Annotated in this window: 16 protein-coding genes; 7 read left to right on the forward strand and 9 right to left on the reverse strand. The window is 52.9% G+C overall.

The window, feature by feature from the left end; all coding sequences use genetic code 11:
• Positions 1-123 precede the first annotated feature (123 nt).
• Positions 124-3,132 carry a protein translocase subunit SecDF gene (gene secDF / locus P1X16_RS17895; protein ID WP_277231693.1) on the reverse strand — a complete coding sequence of 1,003 codons (3,009 nt, stop codon included), beginning with the start codon at positions 3,130-3,132 and terminating at the stop codon, positions 124-126.
• A gap of 147 nt (positions 3,133-3,279) precedes the next feature.
• Positions 3,280-3,651 (reverse strand): hypothetical protein, encoded by a 372-nt coding sequence (locus P1X16_RS17900; RefSeq protein ID WP_277231695.1) that lies wholly within the window; start codon positions 3,649-3,651, stop codon positions 3,280-3,282.
• A 139-nt stretch (positions 3,652-3,790) separates the two neighbouring features.
• Here P1X16_RS17900 and P1X16_RS17905 point away from each other — a divergent pair, with 139 nt between their 5' ends.
• Entirely contained in the window at positions 3,791-5,233 is a 1,443-nt protein-coding gene (locus tag P1X16_RS17905) for a hypothetical protein (protein WP_277231696.1), read from the forward strand.
• A 28-nt stretch (positions 5,234-5,261) separates the two neighbouring features.
• On the opposite strand, the gene P1X16_RS17910 is transcribed toward P1X16_RS17905, so the two are convergent.
• The 3 genes from P1X16_RS17910 to P1X16_RS17920 form a co-directional block, all read right to left on the reverse strand.
• On the reverse strand, positions 5,262-5,882 hold the full coding sequence (locus P1X16_RS17910; protein WP_277231697.1) for a uridine-cytidine kinase: 621 nt from the start codon (positions 5,880-5,882) through the stop codon (positions 5,262-5,264).
• Between the two features lie 210 nt (positions 5,883-6,092).
• Positions 6,093-6,680 (reverse strand): RdgB/HAM1 family non-canonical purine NTP pyrophosphatase, encoded by a 588-nt coding sequence (gene rdgB / locus P1X16_RS17915; protein ID WP_277231698.1) that lies wholly within the window; start codon positions 6,678-6,680, stop codon positions 6,093-6,095.
• A 115-nt stretch (positions 6,681-6,795) separates the two neighbouring features.
• A complete protein-coding gene (locus tag P1X16_RS17920; RefSeq protein WP_277231701.1) occupies positions 6,796-7,212 on the reverse strand; it encodes a hypothetical protein in 417 nt (138 codons plus the stop codon).
• 204 nt (positions 7,213-7,416) lie between these two features.
• On the opposite strand from P1X16_RS17920, the gene P1X16_RS17925 reads away from it, so the two are divergent.
• The 4 genes from P1X16_RS17925 (at position 7,417) to hemC (ending at position 11,469) form a co-directional block, all read left to right on the forward strand.
• Entirely contained in the window at positions 7,417-7,662 is a 246-nt protein-coding gene (locus P1X16_RS17925; protein WP_277231703.1) for a type B 50S ribosomal protein L31, read from the forward strand.
• 175 nt (positions 7,663-7,837) lie between these two features.
• A complete protein-coding gene (locus tag P1X16_RS17930; RefSeq protein WP_277231705.1) occupies positions 7,838-9,055 on the forward strand; it encodes a GlmU family protein in 1,218 nt (405 codons plus the stop codon).
• Between the two features lie 85 nt (positions 9,056-9,140).
• Complete coding sequence (locus tag P1X16_RS17935; protein WP_277231706.1) at positions 9,141-10,280, forward strand: DNA polymerase III subunit delta; 1,140 nt, start codon at positions 9,141-9,143, stop codon at positions 10,278-10,280.
• A gap of 250 nt (positions 10,281-10,530) precedes the next feature.
• A complete protein-coding gene (hemC, locus tag P1X16_RS17940; RefSeq protein WP_277231708.1) occupies positions 10,531-11,469 on the forward strand; it encodes a hydroxymethylbilane synthase in 939 nt (312 codons plus the stop codon).
• A 111-nt stretch (positions 11,470-11,580) separates the two neighbouring features.
• Here the strand turns inward: hemC and P1X16_RS17945 are convergent, their stop codons facing one another.
• Positions 11,581-12,216: a DUF2238 domain-containing protein gene (locus tag P1X16_RS17945; protein ID WP_277231710.1), complete on the reverse strand. Its 636-nt coding sequence runs from the start codon at positions 12,214-12,216 to the stop codon at positions 11,581-11,583.
• A gap of 216 nt (positions 12,217-12,432) precedes the next feature.
• On the opposite strand from P1X16_RS17945, the gene P1X16_RS17950 reads away from it, so the two are divergent.
• Positions 12,433-13,080 carry a peptidylprolyl isomerase gene (locus tag P1X16_RS17950; RefSeq protein WP_277231712.1) on the forward strand — a complete coding sequence of 216 codons (648 nt, stop codon included), beginning with the start codon at positions 12,433-12,435 and terminating at the stop codon, positions 13,078-13,080.
• A gap of 26 nt (positions 13,081-13,106) precedes the next feature.
• Positions 13,107-14,006, forward strand: coding sequence for an SDR family oxidoreductase (locus tag P1X16_RS17955; RefSeq protein WP_277231715.1), 900 nt, complete (start codon positions 13,107-13,109; stop codon positions 14,004-14,006).
• Positions 14,007-14,695: 689 nt separating this feature from the next.
• On the opposite strand, the gene P1X16_RS17960 is transcribed toward P1X16_RS17955, so the two are convergent.
• The 3 genes from P1X16_RS17960 to P1X16_RS17970 form a co-directional block, all read right to left on the reverse strand.
• On the reverse strand, positions 14,696-15,226 hold the full coding sequence (locus tag P1X16_RS17960; RefSeq protein WP_277231717.1) for an ABC transporter permease subunit: 531 nt from the start codon (positions 15,224-15,226) through the stop codon (positions 14,696-14,698).
• Positions 15,227-15,684: 458 nt separating this feature from the next.
• Complete coding sequence (locus P1X16_RS17965) at positions 15,685-16,743, reverse strand: ABC transporter permease (RefSeq protein ID WP_346771254.1); 1,059 nt, start codon at positions 16,741-16,743, stop codon at positions 15,685-15,687.
• A gap of 4 nt (positions 16,744-16,747) precedes the next feature.
• A complete protein-coding gene (locus P1X16_RS17970; protein WP_277231722.1) occupies positions 16,748-18,472 on the reverse strand; it encodes an ABC transporter substrate-binding protein in 1,725 nt (574 codons plus the stop codon).

The following is an 18,472-nucleotide window of genomic DNA, read 5'->3' on the forward strand; positions in this document are numbered from 1 at the left end:
CGGCCTCTCAACTATCTGTAAATAAGGGAAGAGCAGCCCTTATGGCACTTAAGGAAGCTAGCTTGAAAACAAAAAGAGCCCGACCAATTGGTCGGGCTCTTCTGTAAAAAACAAGCTCTATCCTTATACCGTAGCCTTCGACAGCTTAGGCGCGTCGACGTCATCAGCAATTTTGGTAGAGAGGTCGGTACCTCGCTCGCGCGCTTCTTTGCGACCGTAGGTATCGAGGATGATCGGCGTAGCAATGAACAGCGACGAATACGTACCGAAGATGATACCTACCAGCATAGCAAACGAGAACGAGCGAAGCGTCTCACCACCGAAGATGTAGAGTACCAGCACCACCAAGAACAAGGTGGTGAACGTAATCATGGTGCGCGAGAACGTGCTGTTCAGAGCCGGGTTCACCACCTGAGCGAACGTTAGCTTGGGGTTCTCCCGCAGATATTCCCGAATACGGTCGTAGATAACCACAGTGTCGTTCATCGAGAAACCAATGATGGTCAGCACCGCCGCCACGAAAATCTGGTCCATTTCGTAGTTCAGCCCGAACAGGCGCGCAATAGGGAAGCAGGCAATAACCAGCAGCGCATCGTGGAACAGAGCGACTACTGCCGCCATCGAGTACTGCCACTTTTCGAAGCGGAACAATACGTAGACAAAGATGCCAAGCAGCGTCAGACCCAAGCTCAGTACCGAAGTGCGCTTGATGTCGTCGGCAATGGTAGCGCCTACTTTCGACGTGCTCTTAATTTGTGGGTTGTCGGCGCCATACTTCTTGAGGCCGGCCATCAACGTGGCTTCCACTTTCTTGTCGGCAGCTACGCTTTCGTCATCGGCGAGGTAGCCGGTGGTGATGCGCAAGCGAGTTGGCTGACCGAACGTCTTAACTTCGGTACCGGCGCCTTGGAAGGCTTCGGTCACGGCTTCGCGTACATCGGAAGCTACTTCAGGCTTAGCAAAATCAACTACGTAGGCGCGGCCACCACGGAAGTCAACGCCCAGGTTCGGGCCACCCTGCACGGCCATCAGCACGAAGCCGATCACAATGAAGACGGTGGAGAAAGCATAGGCAATCTTGCGCTTGCCCACGATGTCGAAGTTCAGGTTGGTGAACAGCTTTCGCGAAAGGAAGGTCGAGAACGTAATCTTGCTAACGGTCTTGCCTTTCACCAGCCACTCAATGATCAGGCGCGAGATGTACACGGCCGACAGGAACGAGGTAAAAATACCAATCAGCAGCGTTACGGCGAAGTTCTGCACCGGACCCGTTCCGAAGATAAACAGAATCAGGGCGATGATGAGCGTGGTAACGTTGGAGTCGAAGATGGCTGAGAAAGCGCGCGAGTAGCCTTTGGCAATGGCGTCGTGCAAGGTCAGGCCGTGGTCTAATTCTTCCCGAATCCGCTCGAAGATCAGTACGTTAGCATCTACCGACGAGGCAAATACCAGAATCAAACCGGCAATACCGGGCAATGTAAGAGCGAACGAGAACTGCGCCAGTACGCCGAGAATCAGGAAGCTGTTGAACAGCAACGCGGCGTCGGCTACCAGACCAGCACGGCCGTAGTAGAGTGCCATAAACGCCATGATAATTACCAGACCAGCCAGCGAAGAATACAAGCCCTGGTTGATGGCTTCTTGACCGAGCGACGGACCAACTACCGCTTCTTCCACAATGCGCGTAGGAGCGGGCAGCTTACCGGCTTTCAGTACGTTGGAAAGGTCTTGAGCTTCTTCAATCGAGAAGTTACCCGAGATGCTGGTGTTGCCGCCAGCAATTTCCGACTGCACCACTGGGTCAGAGTACACATAATCGTCGAGCACGATACCCACCTGACGGCCGATGTTGGCGCCCGTCATTTTCTGCCAGCGCTTAGCACCCGAAGGGTTCATGGCCATGCTCACTTCGGGGCGGCCACCTTGGTCGTAGTCCTGGCGAGCATCCGCTACCACCTCACCGCCTAGTGGGGCTTCGGTGCCTGGGGTTTTGCGGATGGCATTCAGCTTCAAGTACTCTTGTCCTTCGATAACCTCAGGCTTCACACTCCAAAGCATCGTCAGGTTGGGGGGCAGAATGGCGCGGGCTTCCTGCGAACGGAGGATGGCGTTCATCCGAGCCGTGTCGCGCAGGTTTACGCCCAGCTGGCCGGGAATTGGCATCGTGAACAGACGGGCCAATACCGAGTTTTGCTGTGGCTTTGCCGAATCAGCTTTGGCAGTAGCAGCGGCTTTCTTGTTAGCCAGCTGGCTAGCCAACGAAGTAGAATCGCCTTTAGCGGCGGCCGTATCGGTAGCGGTAGTACCAGCAGCGGCCGTAGCCGGTGCAGCTGCTGTTTTCTCTTTGGCAATCAGGGCTTGGTCGAGTTGCTGGAGGTAAGGGCCGAACTCATCCTGGCGCCATACTTCCCAGAACTCCAGCTTGGCTTGGCCTTGTAGCAGTTTGCGCACACGGTCCGGGTTGTCTACGCCGGGAAGTTCCACCTGAATGCGGCCCGTGCCTTTCACGCGCTGGATGCTAGGCTGGCTGGTACCGAACTTGTCGATACGCGTGCGCAGAATGTTGAACGAACGGTCGATGGCCTCTTCCACTTCCTTGTCGATAGCGCCAAGCACTTTCTCGTTGGTGGAGTTGATGTCGATGCCGCGGCTCTTGTTAGTGGTGTTAGCGAAAATGCGGGCCAAGTTGTCGCCGGGCGCTACGTCGCGGTAGGCTTGTGCAAACAGCGCGGTGAACGGCGTGGAAGGATTTGCCTTTTGAGCGACCTGCGCCTGCTCAATGGCCCGGTTGAACTTAGGGTCTTTGGAGTTGCCGCTCATGGCGCGCACAATTTCCACCGGCGATACTTCCAGTGTTACGTGCATGCCGCCTTTCAAGTCGAGACCCAAGCCTAGCTCCGAAGAGCGTACATCCCGATAGGTATAGTCAACGCCGAGCAGGCTGGTAACGGGGGCGCGCCACACCGAATCCAGGTAGTGCTGACGGAGCTGCTGGTTCACTTGGCCGTTCTTGGTGGCGTACACCACGGCATCATTCTGTACCCGCCGCGAAATGAACGTGAAGGTCAGAAAGTAGATACACAGGGCCGACACGATAACCGTCAACCCAATGATTAATCCTTTATTACGCATTGAAAAATAGTAAGTGTTGAAGCTTGGAAAGGATGGTCCTGCCACTCAAACGCTCCGCCGGATAAGTATAAAGTGCCAGCAAAGCAGCAAGACAAACGGATAGCCACCACGGTATCAACCACGGCCGGCCGCTCAAACCAAGCGGCGCTAGGGAGCCTGCGGCGAGAGAGCCGCCACTAAAAGCCGGGCGCGGAACACCGCAGCCGGACGAATACCTAGGAGAGGGCGTGGCGCTGCCAGTGCCCGGCGCACGGCGGGCAGCCAGCTATAGGGTGCCGGACCCGGAAGCCAAGCATCGGCCTGTGGCACTGTATGCAAATCCACCGAGCCAATGGCTTCCAGCGTCACTTTCTGCTTCACCACGGTTACTTTGGCTGGCTGACCGATGCGCGTAGTTTTGCCCGCTGGCACCCGGAAGGTGGCAACGGCTTGGTGGTTGAGCGACAGCACAAACAGCACAGTGGCTGTGAGCAGCGCAAAACGCAAGCGAGGCAAAAATTTGGTAATAAGCAGCAGCATAGTCAACCTCAGGGATACAAATATAACCAAATCAACAAGGCATGTAAAGCATAACTGACTAACTCCTCGCAAATTCACGCAGAAATAATCCTTTTCAGAGAAAATATATAGCCGAGTTCCTATTGGTCTACTTACTAGTATGAGAAAAGCCTTATTTCTACTTGCGCTGCTTCTAACAACATTTTGGGGTGTTGCGCAGTCTAGCTCCGCCATTGAGGCCACGGTAGAAGTGAACCGCACGCACTGTTTGGTACGGTTTGTAGAATCTATTGCAGGCGACGGCGACGCTGCTACGCGCAAGGCATTCGAGCAAAGTGCTTTTAACACCCCCGCCGTACAGCAAACTCTACGGCGCTACAATCAACTCGACAAAGACGTTACGTACACACGAACCGGTTATCCATCGGAGCGGCTAGGTAGCTTGGGCAATAGTTGGGGGCTTTATCTGACGGCTAGTGCCGAGGCAGAAAGTCTTGCCGACCTGCAGCGCCGCGCAGTAGGCATTTTGCCAAACGAGGTGTTGGAAGACCTACGCCAAGTGCAGCAGCAATTAGATCCGGCTTTCGAGGCTTTGCTGTGGCAGCCATACCAGGCAGAGCTCCAAAAGGTGAAGACAGCCTACGCCGACTTCCTGCGAGACAAAAAGCTACTGCAGCATTTCGTCCGGTTGCGCACCTTCTACGGCAGTGTCTGGCCCGATGAACTGCCGTATCGCATCATGCTCAATCCTCTGCCCGGCCAAGGGCGCTTCTTTTCCACCCGGGCCACTGTGGCCAACAATACTGTGCTGCTGAGCTGCTACCCCGCCTCCCGCGACTTTGTGTTTGCCAGTGCCCTCATGTTTCACGAAATGAGCCATTCGCTGTCCGTGCAGCAGCGGCTTGCTTTGCAGCAAAACCTCGACAGGTGGTACGCCAACAACAAATCCCCGAACCGCAAATACGCTTACTACCTGATGGAAGAAGGCTTGGCTACAGCCGCTGGCGAGTGGATTTACAAGCAGCAAACCGGCCAGACAGAAACTGATAACTGGTACAACGACGACTACATCAACCGGTACGCCAAGGCCATGTACCCGCTGGTTGAGCGCTATATCGACACTGGGCGTGCCATCGACAGCCTATTTGCTGCTAGTGCCATTGCGACGTTCGATGCTACTTTTCCCACTGCCACTATCGATTATACCAACCTCTTTCGGCGGGTGCTCTACTGGACCGATTCCGACGACCCTGACCTAACGCTGATTCCTTTCCGGGAGACCTTCAACAGTACTTTAAGTATGACCGCCGCTCCTATAATGAAGGGCGAGGCCGCACTGAAAGTTGCGCAAACGGGTAGCTATACACCCGTTATCATCATAACCAACCACCACGCCGAGACTCTTGCCTATCTCCGTCAGCAGTTGCCTGCCTTACGCCCACACCGGTTGCGGCCCGAGAAGAGTTTTGTGCTGTCTACTATAGGTCTCAACGGTCCGCTACTACTGATAAACGCACATTCTGCCGAACAGGTAGGTACTGCCGCTCAACACCTAAGCCAGCAAAAGCGCATTGACCCAAAGCATCCTTTGTGGTTTTTCTGAAAACGCACAAAGACTGCCGGCCGGAAAACTACTTTGTAATCTTCGACTGTAGGAACGACACCAGCACCTCCAAGCCCCGGTCGAAGTGCCGGTTGTTAGGGATGACGATGTCGGCATCTTGCTTGAAGGGCTTAATGTATTTCTCGTAGGTGGGCGCTACGTGGTTGGTGTAGCGGTACAGCACATCCTCTAGGTCGTAGCCCCGCTCGTCCCGGTCGCGCACGATCCGGCGCTGCAGTTTCACGTGCTCCTCGGCATCAATGTACACCTTGAGGTCGAGCAGTTTCGCTACTTCCTCGAAGTAGAAAACAAAGATGCCCTCCACTACCACAATGGGGGCGGGCTGAAACACCAGCTCCTTGGGCGTAGCGTTGGGGTTATTGAAGGTATACTCTAGCCGGCGCACAGGCAGGCCTTGGCTAATGCGTAGCACATCCGCCGCGTAGGCGGTCGAGTCGATGCTGGAAGGAAGGTCGAAATTGGTGACGCCTTGCGCATCAACCTGCTGGCTTTCGCGCGGATGGTAATAGTTGTCCTGCGAAATCAGGCAGATTTCCTCTTCGGGAAACGAGGCCAGCAGCCGGCGCAGAAAAGTGGTCTTGCCCGAGGCGCTACCGCCCGTGATGCCGACGATGAAAGGATGTTGCATGAGGCGAATAAGTGGCCCGTACCGGCGGGGCCAACCCTGCAAAAGTAATGAATTCGAGCCTTGAGGACTCAGCAGCTTACTCTCTAAGACGGATAATTTTCCGCTCAGCCTCCTCAACAAGGGTTATCGGTCTTCCACAAAGCCTGTTCAAGTATAAGACTTGCGCTTGGTAAAACGGCTGTTAATCAATCTTCTGCTCTGCCGTTTCGCTCAAAAAGTTGCTTGGTTTAAAAAGGCTACTAGGCCCGCCACTGCGCGTGCACGGTGGCTTATCTGATTCTTTTCGTCGGTGGTCATTTCGGCAAACGTCCGGCCGTCACTTTCCAGGGGGCGAAACACCGGGTCGTAGCCGAAGCCGCCGCCGCCGCTCGGGCTTTCCGTGATACTTCCGTCCACTACCCCCGCAAACTCGTGCACGGTGCCGTCCGGCAATACCAGCGCGACTACGGTCTTGAACTGCGCCGAACGGTCGGAATGACCTTGCAATTCTTGCAGCAGCTTCGCCACGTTGTCGGCCGCTAACCGTTGCGGGCCAGCATAGCGGGCCGAATACACACCGGGTGCCCCGTGCAAGGCTGTAACTTCCAAGCCAGTATCGTCGGCGAAGCACGGAACCCCATAATGCTCCCATACATAAAGCGCCTTCTGCCGGGCATTACCGGCCAGCGTGTCCTGCGTTTCGGGCAACTCCTCCTGGCAGCCGATGTCAGCTAAACTCAACAATTCCGTGCCTGCCGGTAGCAGAGGCCGTATTTCATCAAGCTTGTGTGAGTTGTTTGAAGCAAAGCAAAGACGCATGAGTTGAATTGTTGAGTGAGGTGCTAAAGAAGAACCAAAGCACAAAAAAGCCGGACGAGCCGGCTATTAGAGAGCAAGAATAAACATTCATCGAGCATTTCAGCCAATCATCCCGTTACCGAAACATCGATTTGATGCTTCCCCAAGAGCGTTGAATGGCACTTGGTGTCTGGCCTGGCGTGCTGTTGTAGCTTTGGTCATCGGTAGTGGTGCGCACCATGAGCCGGTAAGTGAAGGGGCTGCCCAAACTGCCAAAACTGTTGGCTGATCCGCGGTACACGGCGGCATCAACATATTGATAGCGAGATTGTCCGGACGGTGAGATGGTAATAAGCTTAGTGAAAGTCGGTTCGTTGTTGGCTTTGCGGTAAAGGTCATAATTCTGCACGCCGCTTTCGTTGGCTACCTCCCGAACCACATGCACAGTGGAGTTGTCGTAGTTGGCTTGGAAGAGCGTTACGGTTGCGCCAAAAGCCAGTGAAACCCCCAACAGCACAAGTAAAAACAGCGAAACACTAGCTTTTTGGAGCATGGGCAAACAATAAAGTGAAGATCAATAAGCAGTAAATAGCATAAGTAACGACGTCAAAAATAAAGAATTTACAATAGCATGTGCTTCTAGCGTCAGCAAACGCAGAAAAGACACATAGAGCTTTTGAAAGTTGAGCGTAACTTGTACTTTTGCAGTCCCTTCCGCAAAATCGGCAGGCAACCAGGTACAAACGGCATTTCGACCATGAAAAAGAACATTCACCCCGAGTATCGCGAAGTCGTGTTTCAGGACACTTCGAGCGGATTTAAATTCGTCACTCGCTCGACGATGAACTCCAACGAGACCGTCACGATGGAAGACGGCAAGACCTACCCCGTCATCAAGGTGGAGGTAAGCAGCGAGTCGCACCCTTTCTACACCGGTAAAAACGTGCTTCTCGACACGGCTGGCCGCGTAGAGAAATTCCGCAATCGCTACCAGAAAAAATAACTGCTTGTTTCGGCGCTGCCAGTCTGCTGGCCCGAATGGGTGGTCTTACTATAACTCCTGCCGGCTTTGTCTGGCAGGAGTTTTTATTTGCACCCGAATCAAGGTTTGCTACGCGTAACGGCCTAAAGCCGATCCTTAGCGCTACATTTTGCTATTAAAATCAGGAATTCCCATAATGCACGTTCTGCTTTTCGACGATCCGGCCATCCGGCCGCACTTGCTGCCTTTCACGTTTACGCGGCCCATAGCGGGCCTGCGCTGCGGTATTCTCACGCTGGCTGAAAAATGGCAGCATCGGTTGCAGTTACCTATTGGCTATCTCACAGAATTTTATTTGCAAGCGAAATACCCAGCTGGCCCCACCCAAGGGCCAGCCCTGGTAATCAACGGCGCCATTTGCCCCGACGACACGCTGGTGCAGCAAGTGCAGCGCTTGCAAGCTGGGGAGGCGCTATACAGCGGCCAACTATTGGTAGCAGCTCACTTAGCCGATGCGTCGCAGGTGGCAGAGCTAATTCAGGACGGATTTCAGAAAACACATGAAGTCGTGGAGCCAGTTACCATCATTGAGCAGGTATGGCACCTCTTTCTGTATAACGGCGCCGAAATTCGCCGCGACTTCGACTTGCTAACCAAAGGTCGGCAGTCGGAGCCGGTGGGGGATGCGCACACCATTGTGTATGCTCCGGAAAATATCTTTATCGAGCCTGGGGTCAAGATTCGGGCGGCTATTCTAAATGCCGAGAATGGCCCGATTTATTTAGGCAAGGATTCGCAAATTCATGAGGGAGCCATCATCAGAGGCCCATTCGCGCTAGGTGAACAATCTCACATCAACCCTGGCGCTAAAATGCGCGGCGACAACTGCGTAGGTCCCTATTGCAAAGTGGGGGGCGAAGTTGCCAACAGCATTTTCTTCGCCTATAGCAACAAGGGCCACGAAGGCTACCTGGGCAACTCCGTTATCGGCGAGTGGTGCAATCTAGGCGCCGATACCAATACTTCGAACCTGAAAAACAACTATGCGCCCGTCAAAATCTGGAGCCACGCAGCGGGCCGCTTCGTGAATACCGGCCAGCAATTTTGTGGCCTCATGATGGGTGACCACAGCAAATGTGGTATTAATACCATGTTTAATACGGGTACGGTAGTGGGGGTGGCAGCCAATATTTTCGGGGCGGGCTTCCCGCGTACCTTTATTCCGAGCTTCAGCTGGGGCGGGGCCGCTGGCTTCGAAACCTTTAAGCTGCCGAAGGTAACGGAGGTAGCAGAGCGTGTCATGGCCCGTCGGCAGCTTGAGTACGATGCCGTGGAGCAGTCTATTATGCAACACGTATTCGAGGCTACGGCTAAAGACCGGGTGTGGGAGAAAGCAGTTAGAAACGAGGAATAAGAAACTAACAGGGCAATGATTTCCACCAAAGTCGTTGCCCTGTCTAGTGCGCATTTTCCTTTCTTTGTTCGTCATTCAACAACGTATGCGCTTTTCTGATATACCCGGTCAGCAACAGGTCAAGCAAGTATTGGTGCAGTCGGTGCGGCGCAACCACGTGGCGCACGCGCAGCTGTTCCGTGGGGCCGAAGGATCAGGCGCGTTGGCTTTGGCCCTGGCGTATAGCACGTTCCTGAACTGTGAGCAGCGCGGCGCTGAAGATGAGGATTCGTGTGGGCACTGCCCGAGCTGCCAGAAAATTGACAAGCTGGTACATCCTGACCTGAATTTCATCGTACCCGTCACGACCACCAAGGCCGTAGCCAAAGATGCTGTTAGCAGCAAGTTCATGGCTGAATGGCGCAGTTTCGTGCTCGCCAATCCCTACCAAGGTCTCAACGACTGGATGCAGCACATTGGGGCTGAAAACAAGCAAGGCAGCATCTCCAAAGAGGAAAGCCTGCAACTGTTGAAGTTGGTGTCGCTAAAGGCTTTCGAAGCGAAGTTCAAGATTGTTGTTATCTGGCTGCCAGAACTGATGCACCCTGCGGCTGCAAACGCGGTGCTGAAGCTGCTAGAAGAGCCGCCACCGGCTACCGTGTTCTTGTTGGTGAGTTATGCGCCCGAGCAGTTGCTGCCCACCATCATTAGTCGAGTACAGCCCGTGGTTGTGCGCCCACTTTCGGAAAACGAGCTAACCGATTGGCTGCACACGGCGCACGAGGTGCCAGAGGTGAAAGCACGGCAGTTAGCGCAACTGTCGGAAGGCAACCCCGGTGCCGCCTTAGCCGCTCAAAACGCAGCCACTGCCGACCACGATTATTTCACGCTGTTTGTGAGATGGATGCGCCTCTGCTACAGCAACAACGTGAGCGAAATGCTGACCACCAGCGACGACTTTCAGAAACTAGGCCGCGAAAACCAAAAGGAGTTTATGCAGTTCGCATTGGTGCTTTTGCGCAAAGTGCTGCTTTACGGTCTCGACCCACAGCTGGTGCCTCACTTGCCTGCTGCAGAGCAGCAGTTTGTCAATGGGTTCAGCCGCTTCGTCACGCCCCGAAACGCTGACCCCCTTACCCGTGAGCTAAACGATGCGCATTACCATATAGAGCGCAATGCTAACCCGCGCATGGTGTTCGTGGATGTGTCGTTACGGGTGGCTGAACTGTTGAAAAACGCGGCCTAAAGGCTAGAAACGCAATAAATACATCTTGCTAAAAAGCTATAGTTAGTGCTAAACAGGCTATAGTTAGTAGCTGCAGATAGGTAGCTGTATCTTTGCAAGCCACAAAGTCGGAGATTGAAACAGCTTCACCAAATCTGGAACGGCAAAGGAATCTATTTCCAAGTTTGCTGTTCAAGACAATTGGCAAGTTGAATAACCTGACGCTACGGTTGTAGCCCCGGTGTATTTTTTAACTACTGGATTCGTACCCTTGAAAAAGACCGTTCGCATTGGCACCCGAGGCAGCAGACTGGCTCTGTGGCAAGCCAACCACGTAGCCGCTTGCTTGGAGCAGGCCGGCATCATGACCGAAATAGTTGTTATCACGACCACCGGCGACATGGTGCTGGACCGTTCCCTCGACAAGATTGGAGCGAAAGGGGTGTTCACCGAAGAACTGGAAGTCGGTTTGCGCACCGGCCACGTTGATATAGCAGTCCATAGCGCCAAAGATGTACAAAGCAGCATCCCCGCCGACTTGGAACTGCTGGCATTCATGGAGCGCGAGCAAGTGAACGATGTGGTAGTTAGCTTTCAAACCGATTTAGACCTCCACAAACCGGGTTTGGTGTTGGGCACGAGTAGTACCCGCCGGAAGGCCATGCTGAAACGGTTTCTGCCTAACGCAACCACCGCTGAGGCCCGCGGCAACCTCCAAACCCGCCTCCGCAAGCTGGAAGAAGGGCAATACGACGCACTGGTACTGGCGTATGCGGGTGTACACCGCATGGAATATGATGCTCTCATCCGTCATACCCTACCCGAAACGCAGTTTGTGCCCGCTACCGGTCAAGGCAGCGTAGCTATTGAGTGCGCCCGCAACATGGAGCCCGAGCTAAAACTGGAGCTTCAACGGATTCTCGACCATGGCCCCACCCATATCTGCCTAGCAGCGGAGCGGGCATTTCTGCGGACTATGGAAGGCGGCTGTAGTATCCCATCTTTCGCCTTGGCAACGCTCACCACTGCTGGCACCGTTCAGCTCCATGGCGGCCTCATCAGCCTCGACGGTGAGCAGCTGCTCGAAGAGGTGCAGTCAGCTCCCACAGCCGATGCTGACGCGCTTGGTGTACAAGTGGCCGAGAAAATACTAGCCCGTGGCGGCCAACAGATTCTTGAAAGCATTCGTCAGGCTCGCACTGTAGCGTAGATCATATAAAAGGAATGTTCAGAAGAGAGCCCCTCATGCCGCACTAGCTGGCACGAGGGGCTCTCTTTTAAGCGACTTAGTAAAAGCCTCTTCCTAACAACTTGCTAAAAACTAAGCGGATATGTCTTTTCGCCGATGGAACAAAGCATAAAGAAGAAGAGCAAAAACAGCACCGCTCGTATCGGCCAGCATATCTTTTTGCGCGTCCCAAATGTCGCCTTGGCTGCCAAGGAAAGCTGCACCGGCGTCGCCACCGGCTACTTCGGCGTACACCCACTCAATTAGCTCGTAAGCCATGGCTACCGTCCCGATAACGCAGAGCGGAAACAGGTAGCTAATAGCCCGGTTGCGAATGGTGCCGTAGTGGTCAGTCAGCTCGATAACAGCATAGGCGTAGAAGCCCACCGAAAAGTGGGCTACTCGGTCGTACATGTTGCGCTTAAACCCAAATAGGGTGTTAAACCAATCAAAAGGTACTTTTTCGAACGTGTAATGCCCACCCACAGTGTGCATGAATACAAGCACACTCATCAAAGCGTACGCTAAGTTCGAGAACCGGACCCCGCGCAGGTACAATACCACCAGCGCCACCACAATCAGGAAAATAGGCACGTTTTCGGCCCACCAAGTTCCGCGCTCCACCGGGTTGATGCCTAGCGCAATAAATTCTATGGCGTACAGGACTAGCAGTAGCTTCGGAAACCAATGCGACTGTGGTGCTGCTGAAAGGGTAAGCGTGTCGTTCATGAAAGTCGAAAGCGTTGAGTATAGCCGATGGCGCACCATACGATAACTCCACAGTTTCGACGGGAATTGATGGATAAATTTTGCGCTTCAACTTGAAAGGAGGCAGCGAGCAACTATACATAGCCGCCTCGTATAAGCTGCTCCACACTGAATTTCTGGCGCCACCCACCGAAACAGCTTAATTTCGCCGCACTAACTCCTCGCGTTTACCACACTATGAATCTAGCTTCTCGTTTTTCGGCATTGCTGTGCGCTGTTCTCTTATTGCTACTGGCTCCGAATCTGCACGCTGCCAAACGCCCCAAATTCAGCAAGAAAGACCAATTAGTTACTATCAGTACCTCGCTTGGCGACATCAAACTCATCCTCTTTGATGCTACGCCCAAGCACAAAGCCAATTTCCTGAAGCTAGCCGAAAGCGGCTTCTACAACGGCACCACCTTTCACCGTGTCATCCCAAACTTTATGATTCAGGGAGGCGACGCCAACTCTAAAGATTCTGACCCTGACAACGACGGCATGGGCCAGCCCGATGCTCCTACCATTCCGGCCGAAATCCGTCCCGAGTTCAAGCACAAATTCGGCGCCGTATCGGCCGCCCGCCAAGGCGACTTTGTAAATCCGGAGCGGGCCAGTAGTTCCTCGCAGTTCTTCCTCGTGCAAAATCACCAAGGCACGCCTCACCTCGACGGGCAGTACACGGTGTATGGCCAAGTAATCAGCGGCCTCGATGTGCTGGATAAGATTGCCGCACAACCCAAAAATGAACGAGACCGGCCTCTCACCGACATCAAAATGACAATGAAAGTCGAGAAGGTCAAGAAAAAGAAAATCACGGAGCTGTACGGGTACCAATACCAGTAAAGTCGTAACCATCTAGTAATACAGTTATGCGCATTCTGATTACGGGGTCCAACGGCTTGTTAGGCCAGAAACTGGTTGCGCTGTTGCGGCAACAGCCCGAGGTTGAGCTTATAGCAACTTCTCGTGGCCACAACAAACTTGCTGGTCTCTATCCAGATGTGCGCTTTGTACCGCTGGACGTAACCAATCAGCAGCAGGTAGAAGAGGTACTAACGCAGGAGCAGCCTACGCATCTAATCCACACGGCCGCCATGACGAATGTAGATGAATGCGAACTGAATCAGGAGGCTTGCTGGCAGCAAAATGTAACGGCCGTTGAGTACGTAGCGGCAACTTGTGCCGCACACAGGGTTCATCTCACCCACGTCAGCACCGATTTTATTTTCAGTGGCGAAGAAGGGCCTTTAGCTGAAGACGCAATACCGGCTCCCATCAATTTTTATGGAGAGAGCAAACTTGCTGCCGAGCGAATTGTGCAGGCCAGCCAAGCCCCATGGGCCATTGTGCGTACCGTTCTGGTATATGGCACCGCACACGAATATGGGCGCACCAACATTGTGCTATGGGTACGCGACTCTCTGCGTGCCAACAAACCCATAAAAGTTGTCGACGACCAATTCCGAACGCCTACTCTGGCCGAGGATCTAGCGCAGGGCTGCTGGCTTGCTGCTAAGCACAATGCTTCAGGTATCTACCACATCAGCAGCAGCGAGCTTTTTACGCCCTACCAAATGGCACTGCAAGTAGCCGACTACTTTCAGCTCGACAAGTCTCTTATTACAAGGGTGGATAGCAGCACCTTCTCGCAGCCGGCCAAACGACCACCACGTACAGGTTTTATCATCAGGAAAGCGCAGCAGGAATTTGGCTACCAACCTCACGATTTCCAAAACGGTATTGCCTTGCTAGCACGTCAGACTGAGTAGGGAGTCAATGCCATAATATTTTATGATACTGTGTTTCAGGTCTAAACAATATTATGCTACCTTGACACGCATATTTTAAACGCAAAAACCCCGCAAGCAGAGCCAGCGGGGTTTTCACACACCTATTGCAACATTGTTCACTGACTTTCTCGCTCCCTTAGCAGAGAAAGCCGTAATAAAAATCACCTTTATCTAGATTCCAATAACACTGTTCCTACAAAAAGGCCGCCGACTAACATTGCTTCTCCAGCACGTAGCGCTAGCTCACCAGTTACGAAGGGGACGATTTCCCCATCAATTGTTTGAAATCCGAATGTGGTAGAAGCAACTCGTTGCCGAGCAGCCGTCTCCAGAAGCAAGTAGCGCAATGCGTGTCCCTGCCGACGCTTGAGTAATAGTGACGCCATTAGTACCTAAGGCAAACAGCGAGAAGAAGTGGCTTTTCTGTGCTGTTTTATCCTTAAGCACATTACAAAACTAGGCTCATGCGCAAGTGAAGTAAAGGAAATAGCGCTACTATTTGTGACTAGTGCTTATGCCAATATAATTGTGACTTAGCAGCACAATTATATTGGTTGAATCTTTGTATTTGCTTGATAAATAAGAGACTATAAAGTAGAAGCTCATTATCATGTGACGAATCTCGCGTAAAAAGATGCATGATTTGTGACATTGAACAAGCTAAAGCCCTAGCGTTTGTTGATGAGCAGTAGCTGCCGAAGCGAAAGGGTGGTCGCTAAAAGGCATAGGATAGGAAATACAAAAAGCCACCAAGAAGAGGAAGCAAAGCGGCTGAGTGCCAGTAGTCTGCCCCAGCTTGGAGTTTCTGCGGGCAAGCCTACTCCTAGAAAAGAAAGGGTGGTTTCCAATACAATGAAAGCCGCTATGCTAAGCGGCAGGGTAGTCATAATGGGTCGTAAGATATTGGGCAATAAGTGGTAGCGCATTAGGTGCCATGTAGGTAAGCCCGCGGCACGAGCAGCTTCGAAGTATGACAGCTGCTGTACGCGGCGAACCTCAGCCCGTACCAGCCGCCCGGATTGCGTCCAGGAGGTACAGCCCAGTAACAATACCAAGCTTACCGAAGTCACTTCGAAGGCTGCTGCTACAGTTAGGATAAGTAACAGCCGAGGAATAGCTGCCAACAAGGCTATAGCGGCTTGCATCAGCCAGTCTAGCGGCACCGCTACCAAGCGCTGCATAAATGGAAAGCGAAGCAAGATTTTGCCGAGCAAAACAGCTGCCCCTGTTAAAAAGAGCGGCCACCAGACTGCTGTGGTTCCTGGTTGACGAGTTCCATATAAGGCAAAAGCTACGATAGCACAGCTACTAGCCACCCAATAAGCTAGTGCAAACCGCAGCTGGGTATTGCCCCAATAACCCACCAGTAACCCAACGCCCGTACCCAAACCAATTGCTAATCCGGCGGCTGGCAAGCTCACTAACAGTGCAGTTCGTGCACCGTAAATCAACGCCGCTGCTACATCGTGTCCTAATTGATCGGTGCCTAGCCAATAGCCAGGCGTGAGGGGAGGTAAATTGCTATTCCGTAGACTCGGCATCAGCAAAGACTCTGGTAGCAAATCAGCAAATACCGCGGCAAAGCATAGCACGGAAAGCCAGACGACAGCCAGTTTTTGCTGCCAGCTCCATTCTTTTATCCAATGAAGCCTGCTCATCATGAGGCAGAAATGCGTAAGCGCGGGTCGGCGAGCTGATAAAGCCAATCGGCTACAGAGAGTGTAAGCTGGCGCGCTACAAGCACGAACAAAACACCGCCTAGCAGCATAGGATAATCACGAGCGGCCGCGGCATCGGCTACTAATCGTCCTAGGCCAGGCAACGCAAATACAAATTCCACTACTACTGATCCAGCCAGCAAATTGGGAAGCAACTCCGTAAAAAGAGTCAGAGTTGGCAGTAAGGCATTGCGCAATCCATGCCGCCACAGCGCCTGTTTTCTCGTCAACCCTTTGGCTTGTGCGGTTAGCATGTAGTCGAGCTGCGCTTCGTGGCGCAATGCGTCAGCTAACTGGAGGGTAGGTTCCGTGAGGCCGCTTAAGACAAGGCTACTAAGTGGAAGTACGATGAATGAAGGGTAACGTAGAAGTGTGCTAGCGCCACTGCTGTCATCTTCCTCGAAGCCAAGGCCAAACGCTGGAAAAAAAGAAAAGTAATCTGGGTTGGCGAGTAGTAACAACAACAGCAGCGCTACCACAAAAAGTGGTAATGCATCTAGCATATAAAGCGCGGTATAAAGCCAGTGCGAGCTAGAACGTGCCCCTAGCCAAACTCCTAGCGGTATGGAGATACCAACAATACACAATGTTGCCAGGTAGGTAAGTGGCACTGTTACGGCTATAGCTTCAATAATCGTGATACCAACGGTTTCTCCGGTCCGATAAGATTTGCCCAGATTGCCGCGCAGCAAAGCACTTAGCCATCGATGGTACTGGTTATGTGTGCCATTCCACTGCCAACGCCAACCAAACGAAGAATTAGTAGTAGCTGGTGACAGATAGAATACGGGATCTGTCAGCCCTAACCGTTGTTTGACAGCTTGCTGAGCTACGGCTGCTTGCTCCGACGACGGCATTCTGCTTCCGGTTGCTGTTTCCGAGAGGCGAATTAGTAATTGCTGCTCATTAGGCAGCAGGCTAGTTAACAAGAAGAGCAGTGAGGCGAGTGCCCATACCGTAAATGCCCACCGCAACAGTCGCAAAATCATGCGCGCCATCTATTTACTTACCCAACAAAGCTACCGATAGGTTAAGTGCATCATAGCCAGGCCGAACTCTAAGTGGCTGCACCCCGCGTAGCCGCTTGGAAGCAATTAGCCGGTTGCGGATAAAGAACAGCACAACTAGGGGCGAATCTTGTTGGATTTGTTGCTGAAACCGCCGTAGCAACTTAACGCGCCGAGACTCATTTTGCTCCAGCATAATAGCTTCCATCAATCGGTCCGCTACTTTCGACCTATACTGCGTGAAATTGTTGAGGCCAATACTACGGGAATGCAGTATTGTCATAAAGTTATATGTGAACGGATTGCCACGAGTGGTACGAACGTGCAAATCAGTATCACCTTGAATGAGCTGTTGCCGATACAATTGTTCTTCAGCAGGGTTCAACTTCACTGGGATGCCTAGCTGAGTTGCAGCGGCTTGAAACTGACGGGCTACTGCCTCGTGGTCGGGCGCGTTGGCTTGATAGCTAATGCTGAAGGCTAGCGTTTCTGTAGCACCGCGAACCCACCTGCCGTCAGAGTTGCGTTGCCAGCCCGCTTGACGCAACAGATTAGCTGCTTGACGTAAGTCGAAAGGTGCCAACGATAAACTGTCGTTGTAAGCAGGTTTGTCGTTAGGCCTGATAATTCCAACGCTACGATAAGCCAACCCGGGTTGGGTGGCTTGTATTAATCCTGGTACGTCAAAGAGCAAGCTAAGCGCCCGGCGTGTGAGAGCATCACGCAAGAAAGGGCGCTGCGTATTGAAGCCAACTGATACCATCTCGTAGGAATCAGTGGTATAGAAGGCTAGCTTGGTTGTATCGGCCGAATGCCGCAACTGATCGAAGTCGCGGGCAGCGGGCATTGGGTAGAGGTCTATGTCGCCACGACGTATTGCCAGTAGGGCCTGTGCGTTATCGGGTATAATTTGATAATCGAGGCGGGAAGCATGAGCTTGCAACCATGCTGGAGAAGGCGTAAGTTTTGTAGCCCACCATTTAGCTTTCCGCTGTAGCCGTAGGTAGCGGCCCTTTGCCCATGCCTTCAAGGTGTAAGGACCACAACCCGGCAGACGCTCTGGGTGTTGGCCATAATTGCTTTGGCGGTAGTGGCGTGCGAAGCTACGCACGCCAGGGTACTGGCGTAAAGCAGCTACAGTATCGGTTTGAAGCAGAGACAGAGACACTGCCCGCAAATACTTCTGCGGATCTACCGCATACTCTGGTAGGATAGCGAAATCACCAGAGGAAAAAATGATACCGCTAGCGGCAGTGCGACATACCAACGTAAAGCGCCGCGGGTCTTTGACATCTAACTCTATGTCGGTAACGAATCCGTATTGGGTACGTGCGAACTCAGTAGGCAGCCCTGGGCAATTCAGAAGTTTCAGCGTGAAGGCTACGTCATGAGCCAATACGGGCTGGCCATTATCCCAGGTAGCTTCTGGCCGCAAGCTGTATGTAAGCAGAGTTAGCGAGTCGCGCCTACTTACAATAGGCAAGGCTTGGGCCAACCACGGGGAGATTCGCTGGTTACGGTCACCTACAAGCAAGCTGCAATGCAGCAGGTTAATAACTTCTTGAGCCTGTGGTATGCTAGCCACCAATGGGTCCAAGGTTTGCGGGTCAGTAGACCATCGAATTCGGACAGCCTCCGACTTGAGAGAAGAAGTGCAACCGGCAACTCCGCAGCTACTGAGCAGAAGGAATATAAAAACGTTCTGTAGGTATCGCGTCAT

Source organism: Hymenobacter sp. YC55 (assembly GCF_029433095.1).
GTDB lineage: Bacteria > Bacteroidota > Bacteroidia > Cytophagales > Hymenobacteraceae > Hymenobacter.

Excerpts from the sequence above, each read along its gene's own strand:
- secDF (WP_277231693.1), bottom strand. The coding sequence starts at position 3,132 with ATGCGTAATAAAGGATTAATCATTGGGTTGACGGTTATCGTGTCGGCC.
- P1X16_RS17900 (WP_277231695.1), bottom strand. The coding sequence starts at position 3,651 with ATGCTGCTGCTTATTACCAAATTTTTGCCTCGCTTGCGTTTTGCGCTG.
- P1X16_RS17905 (WP_277231696.1), top strand. The coding sequence starts at position 3,791 with ATGAGAAAAGCCTTATTTCTACTTGCGCTGCTTCTAACAACATTTTGG.
- P1X16_RS17910 (WP_277231697.1), bottom strand. The coding sequence starts at position 5,882 with ATGCAACATCCTTTCATCGTCGGCATCACGGGCGGTAGCGCCTCGGGC.
- rdgB (WP_277231698.1), bottom strand. The coding sequence starts at position 6,680 with ATGCGTCTTTGCTTTGCTTCAAACAACTCACACAAGCTTGATGAAATA.
- P1X16_RS17920 (WP_277231701.1), bottom strand. The coding sequence starts at position 7,212 with ATGCTCCAAAAAGCTAGTGTTTCGCTGTTTTTACTTGTGCTGTTGGGG.
- P1X16_RS17925 (WP_277231703.1), top strand. The coding sequence starts at position 7,417 with ATGAAAAAGAACATTCACCCCGAGTATCGCGAAGTCGTGTTTCAGGAC.
- P1X16_RS17930 (WP_277231705.1), top strand. The coding sequence starts at position 7,838 with ATGCACGTTCTGCTTTTCGACGATCCGGCCATCCGGCCGCACTTGCTG.
- P1X16_RS17935 (WP_277231706.1), top strand. The coding sequence starts at position 9,141 with ATGCGCTTTTCTGATATACCCGGTCAGCAACAGGTCAAGCAAGTATTG.
- P1X16_RS17945 (WP_277231710.1), bottom strand. The coding sequence starts at position 12,216 with ATGAACGACACGCTTACCCTTTCAGCAGCACCACAGTCGCATTGGTTT.
- P1X16_RS17950 (WP_277231712.1), top strand. The coding sequence starts at position 12,433 with ATGAATCTAGCTTCTCGTTTTTCGGCATTGCTGTGCGCTGTTCTCTTA.
- P1X16_RS17955 (WP_277231715.1), top strand. The coding sequence starts at position 13,107 with ATGCGCATTCTGATTACGGGGTCCAACGGCTTGTTAGGCCAGAAACTG.
- P1X16_RS17965 (WP_346771254.1), bottom strand. The coding sequence starts at position 16,743 with ATGGCGCGCATGATTTTGCGACTGTTGCGGTGGGCATTTACGGTATGG.
- P1X16_RS17970 (WP_277231722.1), bottom strand. The coding sequence starts at position 18,472 with ATGACGCGATACCTACAGAACGTTTTTATATTCCTTCTGCTCAGTAGC.